This is a genomic window from Xenorhabdus sp. KK7.4, from assembly GCF_963876465.1.
Taxonomy (GTDB): Bacteria; Pseudomonadota; Gammaproteobacteria; order Enterobacterales; family Enterobacteriaceae; genus Xenorhabdus; species Xenorhabdus stockiae.
In genome coordinates this window covers 1-12,334 of sequence record NZ_CAWNQF010000101.1, presented here as the reverse complement: position 1 = coordinate 12,334, position 12,334 = coordinate 1, and the positions used below count along the sequence as shown (strand labels likewise).

Annotated in this window: 2 protein-coding genes; both read left to right on the top strand. The window is 51.5% G+C overall.

The window, feature by feature from the left end; genetic code table 11:
- The coding region (locus AACS90_RS18135; RefSeq protein WP_339373631.1) for a non-ribosomal peptide synthetase at positions 1–3,847 on the top strand (3,847 nt) is incomplete at its 5' end.
- Positions 3,844–12,334: non-ribosomal peptide synthetase (locus AACS90_RS18130; RefSeq protein ID WP_241538322.1), on the top strand; the 8,491-nt coding region annotated here is incomplete at its 3' end. The genes AACS90_RS18135 and AACS90_RS18130, both read left to right, overlap by 4 nt.

Below are 12,334 nucleotides of genomic sequence, written 5' to 3'. Positions count from 1 at the left end.
AATTGAAGCAGGCCTGATGCAGTGCCCGGGTGTACAGGAGGCTGTCGTGATAGCCCGTGAAGACGCTGAAGGGGATACCCGTCTGGTGGCCTATCTCTGCGCTGAAGCGGGTACGGAACTGGTGCCGGTTGATCTGCGCCGACAACTGGCACAACATCTGGCGGAGTATATGATCCCCAGCGCCTTTGTGATGCTGGATACCTTCCCGCTGACCCCTAACGGCAAGCTCGACCGCAAGGTCTTGCCCGCGCCGGATTTATACGCCGTGATCACCCGGGATTATGAAGCACCGATCGGTGACGTAGAAATTGCACTGGCACAAATCTGGCAGGAGTTATTGGGACTGGAACGGGTCGGACGTCACGACCATTTCTTTGAACTGGGCGGGCATTCCCTGATTGCTGTCAGCCTGATAGAACAGTTACGCAGCCGGGGATATTTACTGGAGGTGCGTAGTATTTTTGCCACCCCGTTGCTTTCAGAGATGGCGCAGGCGATACAGGCCCGGCAAGATTCGCCGGATATGCTTGTCCCACCTAATCGTATCCCTGACGATTGCACACATATTACCCCCGATATGCTGCCGTTAGTGACGCTGTCACACACTGAGATTGATTCGATTGCCGCAACTGTGACGGGTGGCGTGGCTAATGTACAGGATATCTATCCGCTGTCGCCCTTGCAGGAAGGTATTTTATTCCACCACCAGTTGCAGGAAAACAGCGATACTTATTTATTAAACACGCTGTTAGCGTTTGATACCCGCTCCCGTCTGGACTCCTTTCTGAGTGCTCTGCAACAAGTGATAGACCGCCATGACATTCTGCGTACGGCGTTTTGCTGGCAGGGACTGAGCCAGCCGGTACAGGTGGTCTGGCGGCAAGCAAAACTGCCCGTGATATCGTTTGTTCCGGCACAATCTATTCAAGCACAGCAACAACAGGCGCATACCATCTCCCGACTGGATATGACTCAGGCTCCGTTGTTTGCTGCCAGTATTGCCCTCGACTCGGACAGTAACGAATGGCTTCTGACGCTGAATTTTCACCATCTGGTCAGTGATCATGTGACACTGGAATTTATTATGAAGGAGATTTTTCTGTTATTAGACGGTAACGAGGAATCTCTGCCTACACCACTGCCTTATCGTAATTTTATCGCCCAGATCCTGAAAATGCCGGATTCAGTACATGAAAGTTACTTCCGTGAGCGGTTTGCCGATATTGAAGAACCCACGGCACCTTTTGGCCTGCTGGATATACAGGGGAATGGCACAAACGTGTCGGAAGCCCGTTTGCTTCTAAATGATACTCTTGCCCGGACTCTGCGTGCGCAGTCTCGCCGTCTGGGGATCAGCCCCAGCGTGCTGTTTCATGTCGCTTTTGCGCAGATATTGGCTCATATCAGCGACCGTGAAGAAGTTGTGTTCGGTACCGTACTGCTGGGACGATTGCACGGTTCAGCCGGGGCTGATCGGATTATGGGGATGTTTATCAATACATTGCCGATCAGGATATCCCTGAACAATCGCAATGTATGGGAAGTCGTGCAGGCGACAGCCGCAAATCTTGCTGAACTACTGGAACATGAGCAGGCTCCGTTGGCACTGGCTCAACAGTGCAGCGGAGTGATCCCCCCCTTACCCTTGTTTAGTGCCCTGTTTAACTATCGATATAGCCCGTCAGACTTGGATGAAAATCCCGGTTGGCCGGGTATGCGCGTATTACAGTCTGAGGAACGGACAAACTATCCCATCACTCTTTCCGTGGATGATAACGGGAACGATTTCACGCTGGTGGCTCAGACCGTAGACGGAATTAATCCGGACAGAATCGTGCATTATCTGCGCACTGCCCTCAGTGAGCTGGCAAATGCGCTGACCGCTGATGCTCAGCAATCGGTGCTCAGTTTATCCATTCTGCCGGCAGCAGAACGCCAGCAGTTACTGGTGGATTTCAACGCCACACAAGCCAATTTTCCGCAGCATGCCATCATCCATCAACTGTTTGAACAGCAGGTCACCCGAACACCTGACTCCCTTGCTGTACTCTTTGAAGAACAAGCCCTGAGTTATGACGCCCTTAACCGTCAGGCCAATCAACTGGCCCATTACCTGATGGCATTGGGCGTTAAACCGGATGATCGGGTGGCTATTTGTGTCGAACGCAGTGTAGAGATGGTGGTGGGATTACTGGCTATTCTCAAAGCTGGTGGCGCTTATGTCCCCCTTGATCCGGCTTACCCACCAGAGCGGCTGGCCTATATGCTGGAAGATGCGGCACCTGTGGCGTTGCTGACGCAAACTGGGCTGGCGGGTCAATTGACCTATCCGATCCCCACGGTGCAGCTGGATAACCAAACATCGCTTTTTGATATCCAGCCTGATCATAACCCCGATGCAACCTCGTTGGGGCTGAATTCCCACCATCTGGCCTATGTCATTTATACCTCTGGCTCGACCGGACAACCCAAGGGAGTTATGGTGACCCATCGTAATGTCATCAATCTGCATACCGGGCTGCAATCGGTGATCGATATCACGCCACCATGTCGTACTGCCCTGAATGCCAGCATCGTGTTTGACGCCTCGGTACAGAGTTGGCTGCAATTGCTCGCGGGTCATACACTGGTCATCATTCCTGAGACTATTCGTGCCAATGCGGAGCAACTCTGGCGTTATCTGGCACATCATGCGGTGGATCTGTTTGACTGTACCCCCGTGCAGCTGCAATGGCTGTTGAATGCGGGGTTAGGTACCGATACGGATTATCAGCCCAAACTGACGTTAATCGGCGGCGAGGCCATTTCATCTGCCTTATGGTCGCGCTTGCAACAAATAAAAACGTCCCGTTTTATCAATGTCTACGGTCCCACAGAATGTACCGTTGATACGACTTTTTGTGTGATAGATCATTCCCTTTCGTCGCCCAGTATCGGTCATCCGATAGCCAATGCCCGAATCTATCTGCTTGATATTTATGGTCAGCCTGTGCCCCTTGGCGTCACTGGCGAGATTTATATCGGGGGCGCGGGTGTGGCCCGGGGATACCTGAACCAGCCTGAACTCACAGCAGAACGGTTTGTGGTCGATCCTTTCAGTCCTCTTCCTGATGCCAGAATGTACAAAACCGGTGATTTAGGACGCTGGCGACCGGATGGCAATATCGACTATCTGGGGCGTAACGATTTTCAGATCAAACTGCGCGGCTTCCGGATTGAACCGGGAGAAATTGAGGCACAACTGCTGGCCTGTGATGGAATTAAAGAAGCAATGGTTATTGTCCATGAGACAGATAACGGCGAGCAGCGCCTAATAGCTTATCTGGTGGCACAACCAGACGTTACTTTGGAAGCCACCAGTCTACGCGAACAACTGAGACTCTGTTTGCCAAATTATATGCTACCCAGTGCTTTTGTAATGCTGGATACCTTCCCGCTGACTCCCAACGGTAAGCTCGACCGTAAAGCGTTACCTGCTCCTGATTTGTCGGCGGTAATAACCCGTGACTATGCCGAACCTGTGGGTGACGTAGAAAACAGACTGGCACAAATCTGGCAGGAACTGCTGGGTCTGGAACGAATCGGGCGGCATGACAGCTTTTTTGAAATCGGCGGACACTCACTTTTAGCCGCAAGATTGATAGCCCGTATACAAACCGAATTTTTAGTCCAGATACCTATCGTTTCAATTTTCCAGTCATCCCGATTATCAGAACTGTCTGAACTCATTCTCTCTGCCCAAATGAGTTCAGCATGGGGAGATGACACAGAATTAATCAAGAAAAGCCTCGATTCAATGTCTGCAGAAGAATTAATCGCAATTTTAAGTGGAGATACTAAAGAATGAGCAAAGCTAATATCAATATCGAAATGTTAAAACGAGCTGTTTTAGAGAAAAAAGTTAAAGAACAAATTAAACAATGCGCTAATGAAACTCGTTCATTGCACATGCCGATAACGAAGACCGATCGCCATGCACCTTTAGTATTATCCTTTGCCCAACAACGATTATGGTTTATCGGACAATTCGATTCCGCCGCAAGTCGGGCCTATCATATCCCTGTCGCATTGCGTCTTACGGGGAAACTTGAACATCAGGCACTCATCTCCGCTCTTGATAACCTTGTAGCCCGTCAGGAAAGTTTGCGCACCCACTTTACATTGGTGGATGATCAACCTTGTCAGAAAATAGCCCCTGCGGATACTGGCTTTTCAATGAGTTATCTGGATTTACGCTCTCTGAATGAAGACGAACGTTCAGCCCGTGTTGACGAACTGGCTGAATCTGAAGCCCGAACGCCTTTTGATCTTACTCAGGGGCCGTTAATCCGGGGGCAGCTATTGCATCTGGATAATGAAGAACATGTCCTGTTGTTAACTCAGCATCACATCATTTCTGATGGCTGGTCCAGTGGTATTTTAATCCGCGAACTGGCGGCATTTTATCAGGCTGCCCTGACCGGACGCGATGCTGATTTGCCACCACTGCCTATCCAGTACGCCGACTATGCTGCCTGGCAACGCAGTGCATTACATTGCGATGAACTGACCGTACAACGAGATTTCTGGTATAACCAGCTCAATGGAGCGCCATCCCTGCTGGAGCTGCCTACGGATCGCCCTCGCCCCGCAGTGCAAAGCTATAGAGGAAGTAAAATACCTGTTCACCTTGATGAGGAATTACTCACTGCCCTGAAAACATTTGCACAAAATCAGGGAGCCACATTATTTATGGCTATCCTCACTGCGTGGACTGTTGTTCTCTCCCGCCTAAGTGGTCAAAACGATATTGTTATCGGTCTTCCCATTGCCAATCGTACTCGCACCGAACTGGATAATCTGATTGGTTTTTTCGTCAACACGCTCGCCTTACGTATTGAATCAGGTCAATGTCATACAATAGCGGAACTGCTGGCCCATGTTCGTAAACAGACACTGGCGGCTTATGCTCATCAGGATCTGCCTTTTGAGCAGGTGGTGGAAGTGTTACAACCCGAACGTAGCCTGAGTCACAGTCCCATCTTTCAGGTGATGTTGGCATTGGACAATACTCCGGCTCAGGAATTGAAACTGCCCGGGCTTGAACTTTCTATTATCGAACAACCGCAATACAGTGCTCAGTGTGATTTAACGCTGTCGTTCACTGAAACAGCCGGAAATTCAGGCTTAACCGGAACGCTAATATATGCAACTGATTTGTTCGATCGGGAAACCGTGGTTCGTATTGCCGGTTATTTTCAAAACGTGATAACCGCAATGATCGCTGATGTGACTCAGACGATTTCATCGCTGCCTATGTTATCAGCCATGGAACAACAACAATTATTAGTGGATTTTAATGCCACGCAAGCCGACTTTCCGCAGAATGCCCTCATCCATGAACTGTTTGAACAGCAAGTGGCTCAAACGCCGGAAGCGATTGCTGTCGTGTGTGAAGGGCAAACGCTGAGTTATGATCAACTTAACCGTCAGGCTAATCAACTGGCCCATTATCTAATTGGATTGGGTATACAACCGGATGATCGGGTGGCTATCTGTGTCGAGCGCAGCCCGGCATTGATCGTCTGCCTGCTGGGAATCCTGAAAGCGGGCGGTGCTTATGTTCCCCTCGATCCGAATTACCCCGCAGAACGGTTGACCTATATGCTGAAAGATGCCGCTCCGGTAATCTTACTGACTCAGGTCGCCCAGCGCGATAAGTTACCGGATATCGTACCTGTACGCATAATTGATGCTCAGGATACCTCATTAGAAACCCGATCATCAGAAATACTGTCACTGGTTACACAACCGAGCCATAACCCGGATGCACAGGCATTGGGACTGACATCGCGCCATCTGGCTTATGTGATCTATACCTCCGGTTCAACCGGCCAACCAAAAGGTGTGATGATTGAGCACCGTAATGTTAATCGGTTGGCTATCAATGGGGGTTATGCGGATATCGGGCCGAATGACTGCGTAGCGCACTGTTCAAATATTGCGTTTGATGCCTCAACATGGGAAATCTGGTCCGCTCTGTTAAACGGTGGACGCCTGCATGTGATCCCACAAGCCGTATTACTCAACCCTGAACGTTTCCGTGACGAATTAATCAGCGGTGAAGTCACGGCAATGTTGTTAACGGTGGGGCTGTTCAACGCTTATCTGGAAATACTCTCTCCCCTGTTCAGGCAATTGCGCTATCTGCTTGTCGGTGGAGAAGCCCTCAATCCGAAAAAAATACAACAGGTACAATTGACTGAGTCCCGGCCAGTCCACCTGATTAATGCTTATGGTCCGACGGAAACCACCACAATAGCCACCACTTATGCAATAACATCGGCTACTAATGCTGCATATACCATTCCAATCGGACGCCCCATTGCTAACACCCAAATCTATATTCTTGACTCTTCTGGCCAACCTACTCCGCTTGGGGTGGTGGGCGAAACCTATATCGGTGGTGCCGGTGTAGCCCGGGGTTATCTGAACCGGCCTGAACTTACGCGGGAGCGTTTCCTGCCTGATTGGTTCTCTGCTGAAGTGGATGCCCGGATGTATAAAACCGGTGACCTTGGTCGCTGGTTGCCGGATGGTAATATTGAATATCTGGGTCGCAATGATTTTCAGGTTAAATTACGCGGTTTCCGCATTGAATTGAATGAAATCGAGACGTGTCTGAATCAATACCCGGGAATCAATGAATCCGTTGTTATCTTGCGCGAAGATACTCCCGGGGACAAGCGCTTGGTCGCCTACGTGCAAATTCAGCCGAATATTGACCTGATACCAACCAAACTGCGCCAGTATCTGACTCAGCATCTGGCAGACTATATGCTACCCAGTGCCTTTGTCATTTTGGATACTTTCCCGCTGACGCCTAACGGTAAACTTGACCGCAATGCACTACCTGCGCCGGATCTGTCCGCGGTGATAACGCGTGACTATGCTGAACCCGTGGGCGATGTGGAAATCACATTATCAGAAATCTGGCAGAATTTACTGGGATTAGAGCGCGTCGGTCGTCATGACCACTTCTTTGAACTGGGCGGGCACTCGCTGATTGCCGTCAGTCTGATTGAACAATTACGCAACCGTGGATATTCACTGGAAGTACGCAGCGTTTTTGCCACACCGCTGCTGGCAGATATGGCGCAGGCAATACAGACAGGGATAGATATTCCGCCGGTTCTGATCCCACCCAACCGCATTCCCGATGGATGCACAGCGATTACCCCTGAGATGCTACCACTGGTGACGCTGTCACAAACCGAAATTGACACCATCATTGCGACGGTAACCGGCGGGGCTGCTAATGTACAGGATATCTATCCACTGTCACCCTTGCAGGAAGGTATTTTATTCCACCACCAGTTACAGGAAAACAGTGACGCTTACTTATTGAATGCCCTGCTGGCTTTTGATACCCAAGCGCGTCTGGAGACTTTCCTTACGGCTCTGCAACAGGTGATAGACCGCCATGATATCCTGCGTACCGCCTTCTGTTGGCAAAATCTGAATCAGCCAGTACAAGTGGTTTGGCGGAAAACGCGCTTACCGGTGACTCCTTTTATCCCGACATCGCCAGAGAACATCCCGGCACAATTACAGGCGCATATTGTCATCCCCATAAATATCACTCAGGCACCCTTGTTCGCGGCCAGTACCGTTTACGATCCTGACAGTCACGAATGGTTACTGGGCCTGAGTTTTCATCATCTGGTTAGTGACCATGTAACACTAGAGTTGATCATGGATGAGATTCAGCAATTATTACAAGGAGAAATCGAGTCACTACCTGTGCCACTGCCGTACCGCAACTTTATTGCCCAAATGCTGAGCGTACCGGCTTCGGAGCATGAGGACTATTTTCGTCAGCGACTTGGGGATATCAATGAACCCACAGCACCGTTTGGTTTACTTGATGTACAGGGAGATGGTTCAGATGTGATGGATGCACAACTGTCGCTGGAAGCAACTTTGTCGCAAACTCTCCGCGCGCTGGCCCGCCAGCTGGGGATCAGCCCGAGTGTGCTGTTCCATGTCGCTTGCGCACAGGTGTTGGCCCATACCAGCGGACGTGATGACGTGGTGTTCGGCACGGTATTGTCGGGACGGCTGCAAGGCACTACAGGGGCCGATCAGGTGATGGGGATGTTTATCAACACCCTGCCGGTCAGAATATCCCTGAACAATCACACTGTACTTGAAGTGGTTCGGGCAACGGCAAAAGATTTGGCTGACCTGCTGGAACATGAGCAATTTCCGCTCGTTCTCGCCCAGCGTTTCAGCAGTGTTATACCTCCCCAACCTTTGTTCAGTGCCCTGTTTAACTATCGCCATTCTCCATCAAATGCCACGGATAAACCCGGCTGGAAAGGTGTTCGTTCGTTGCCTTCTGAAGAGTGGTCAAACTATCCGCTGGATCTGTCAGTGGACGATCACGGGGACGGTTTTACTCTGGTTGCCCAAACTGTGAACAGCGTTGACCCCAATCGGGTGGTGAATTATATGTATACCGCTCTTTGTGGGCTGACTGACGCACTGCAAAACAATCCCAGACAGCCTGTATTGGCGCTGTCCATTCTGCCGGTAGCCGAACGCCAACAATTACTGGAGGTTTTCAATGCCACACAAACTGACTTCCTCCCGTCAGAAGCACTTATCCATACGCTGTTTGAGCAACGGACGCAGCAGGCTCCTGATGCCATCGCCATCATTTCTGAGCATGGCTCGCTGAGTTATGATGAACTGAACCGGCGAGCTAACCAGCTAGCCAATGCTCTGATTACAGCGGGTATCCAGCCGGATGATCGGGTTGCTCTATGTGTTGAGCGCAGCCCGGATATGATTATTGGCGTATTGGGTATTTTAAAAGCCGGAGCGGCGTATGTGCCGATTGATCCGAGCCACCCTGATAAACGGCGGGCTTACGTGCTGTCAGACAGTGCCCCCAAACTACTTCTCACCCAACAGCATTTACAGCCACAGGCTCAGAACCATGATATTCCTGTCTGGTTCTTGGATGAGGCGGATTATCTGAATCGAGCCGCCAAATACGCTGTCGCTAATCCCGAACCGGAACAACTGGGATTACAGAGTCACCATCTGGCCTATGTGATCTATACCTCTGGCTCGACGGGGCTACCCAAAGGCGTGATGGTTGAACATCGTAATGTGGTGAATTTGACTCATGCCCAATGTCAGATAACCGCGCTTACTGCGGCTGATCGCGTCCTGCAATTTGCCACAATAGCCTTCGATGCGTCCGTGGCCGAAATTTTCCCGACACTGGCAACGGGTGCTACCTTAATTCTGCGCCCCCCTCACCTTCAGATACCGGATGCCGCTTTCGGCCACTTCCTGCAAGAACAGGCCATCAGCGTTGTCGATATACCGACCGCTTTCTGGCATCAGTGGGGACAGGAAATAAAAGCCGGTCGCAGTGGGTTCAGCTCGACCCTGCGTTCAATTACTGTCGGAGGGGAAAAAACTAACCTTCACTCTCTTACCGACTGGCAATCCCTGCCTGAAACACAACACTGTCGTTGGACAGACACCTACGGCCCAACGGAAGCCACTGTCATTGTGACCTCTCTGTCACTCAATGGTGGCGCCTTACACGATGCGGATGAAACGTTGTCCATTGGTCGCCCAATCGCCAATTGTCGAATTTATCTACTTGATAAAAAACAACAACCTGTTCCTCTGGGTGTGACGGGGGAAATCTATATCGGTGGTGCTAGCGTCGCCCGGGGTTACCTGAATCATTCTGACTTGACTGCTGAGCGCTTTGTTGCTGACCCGTTCAGTTCCCAGCCGGATGCTAGAATGTATAAAACCGGCGATCTAGGGCGCTGGCTATCGGACGGTAATATCGAATATCTGGGTCGTAATGATTTTCAGGTCAAGATCCGGGGTTTCCGCATCGAACCGGGGGAAATTGAAGCACAATTAGCCGCCTGTCAAGGTGTCAGAGAAGCGGTTGTTATCGCCCATAAAGCTGATAATGGTGAACAACGTCTGGTGGCTTATCTTGTGTCGCAACCTGATGTTACGCTGGAAGCGGCTGAGCTGCGCGAGCAGCTGAGAAGTTGTCTGGCGGATTATATGCTGCCAAATGCCTTTGTCATGTTAGATGCCTTCCCGCTGACGCCCAACGGCAAGCTCGACCGCAGTGCTCTGCCCGCGCCGGATTTGTCGGCAGTGATCACCCGGGATTATGCAGCGCCGACAGGTGACGTGGAAATTGCACTGGCACAAATCTGGCAAGATTTACTGGGACTGGAACGAGTCGGACGTCACGACCATTTCTTTGAACTCGGGGGGCACTCCCTGATTACTGTCAGCCTGATTGAACAATTGCGGCGTCGGGGATACTCACTGGCGGTACGTAGTGTTTTCACAACGCCTATACTGGCGGAGATGGCACAGGCGATAACCCGACAAGAGACGCCGGATGATGGGGTGCCACCCAACCGCATTCCTGACGGTTGCACACACGTCACGCCCGAGATGTTGCCACTGGTGACCCTGTCACAGACGGCGATTGACACCATTGCGGCCACCGTGACCGGCGGTCATGCCAATGTGCAGGATATTTATCCGCTGGCGCCGTTACAGGCCGGTATCCTGTTCCATCATCAGCTACAGGAAACTGGGGATGCTTACCTGTTAAACAGCCTGCTCGCCTTTGATACCCGAGCACGTCTGGATACCTTTCTGAATGCTCTGCAACAGGTCATCGATCGCCATGATACCCTACGGACGGCGTTTTGCTGGCAGGGGCTGAGTCAGCCAGTACAAGTAGTCTGGCGGCAGGCGAAACTGCCTGTGACGCCCTTTGTGCCCACGTCGGCAGACAATATCCCCGCACAATTACAAGCGCACATCGTCACCCGACTGGATATCAGTCAGGCCCCGTTGTTCGCTGCCAGTACGGCTTATGACGCCGACAGCGGGGAATGGCTGCTGGCCCTCAGTTACCACCATCTGGTCAGCGATCATATGACGCTGGAGCTGATATTGGATGAAATTCAAAAATTATTACAGGGACAGGCGGACACGCTGTCTCCCCCCTTGCCGTACCGCAATTTTATTGCCCAGACCCTGCGCGTACCGGCCTCAGTGCATGAAGCGTACTTCCGGGAACAGCTGGCTGATATTGATGCGCCTACCGCACCGTTTGGCCTGCTTAATGTACAGGAAGATGGCACTGACATAGCAGGAGCTCATTTGCCTCTGGATAGTACACTGGCCAATACCTTGCGCGAGCAGGCCCGTTGTTTAGGTATCAGTCCCAGTGTGCTGTTCCATGTGGCCTGTGCGCAGGTACTGGCTCATACCAGTGACCGTGATGATGTCGTCTTCGGTACGGTGTTACTGGGGAGATTGCAAGGTACCACAGGTGCTGATCAGGTCATGGGGATGTTTATCAATACCCTGCCTATCAGAATTTCTCTTGGTCATCTCAGTGTGCGGGAAACCGTGGAGAATACGGCCCGGAATTTAGCCACCTTACTGGCGCATGAACAGGCCCCACTGGCGCTGGCCCAGCGGTGCAGCAGCGTGATCCCGCCCTTGCCCCTGTTCAGTGTGCTGTTCAACTATCGTCACAATTCATCATCTTCCGCAAAGCATCCCATACTGGAAGGAATGCGTCTGTTGGATGCCAAAGAACAGACAAATTATCCGTTGGCGCTCTCTGTGGATGATTTTGGAGATAGCTTCATTCTGGGAGTCCAGAGTGTGACGGGTATCGATCCTGACCGAATGGTTCATTACCTGTATACGGCACTTCAGAACCTGACAGAAGCGCTGCATAAGGAACCTTTACAGCCGATTCTGGATTTGCCCATCCTGCCTGTGTCTGAACGCCAGCAGATCCTGGTGGATTTCAATGCCACACAAGCTGATTTTCCGCAGCATGCCCTTATTCACGAACTGGTTGAGCAACAGGTTGTGCTGACGCCAGAGGCCCTTGCCGTGGTGGGTGAAGCCCACACGCTGAGTTATGCGGCCCTGAATCGTCAGGCCAACCAACTGGCCCATTATCTGATTGAATTGGGGGTAAAACCGGATGACCGGGTGGCGATTTGCACTGAACGTAGCCCGGCGATGATCGTGGGATTATTGGCTATCCTTAAAGCCGGCGGCGCGTATGTGCCCCTCGACCCGGCTTACCCCGCCGAACGGCTGGCCTATATGCTGGAAGACGCGGCGCCTGTGGTGTTGCTGACGCAAACAACACTGCGCGACAGCGTTGGGGAGTTTGCATTACCGATGGTCAGACTGGATGATCTGCCCTCCCCCGTGCTGGCGAACCAGCCTGACACCAATCCGGTGGCCGCCA